The organism is Xanthobacter autotrophicus, assembly GCF_030015065.1.
Classification (GTDB): Bacteria; Pseudomonadota; Alphaproteobacteria; order Rhizobiales; family Xanthobacteraceae; genus Xanthobacter; species Xanthobacter autotrophicus_D.
The window spans coordinates 1-431 of record NZ_JAIVFN010000455.1; the positions used below are offsets into that span (position 1 = coordinate 1).

Annotated in this window: 1 protein-coding gene; it reads right to left on the reverse strand. The window is 71.5% G+C overall.

Annotated features, from left to right (window positions below; translation table 11 throughout):
- On the reverse strand, positions 1-431 hold a 431-nt coding region (locus tag K9U40_RS24005), incomplete at both ends, for an aldehyde dehydrogenase family protein (protein WP_282892553.1).

Genomic DNA, 431 nt, shown 5'->3' on the forward strand with positions numbered 1-431 from the left:
GGCGTGGAGCCCGTGAAGGTGATCTTGCGCACGCGCGGGTCGTCGAGCCATGCATCCACCACCGCGGGCGTGTGCTCGCGCGAGGCGGTGACGATGTTGAGCACGCCCGGCGGAATGCCTGCTTCCTCGGCCAGGGCGACGAGCGCGAGCGAGGTGAGCGGCGTGTCTTCCGCGGGCTTGCAGACCACCGTGCAGCCGGCGGCGAGCGCGGGGGCGATCTTGCGCGCGATCATCGCGGCGGGGAAGTTCCACGGCGTGATGGCGGCCACCACGCCCACGGGTTCCTTGAGGGCGAACATGCGCCGGCCCGGCACGGGCGCGGGGATGACCTCGCCGTTCATCCGCGTGGCCTCTTCGCCGAACCATTCGATGTAGCTCGCGGCATAGGCGACCTCGCCCTTGCCCTCCGCCAGCGGCTTGCCCTGCTCCAG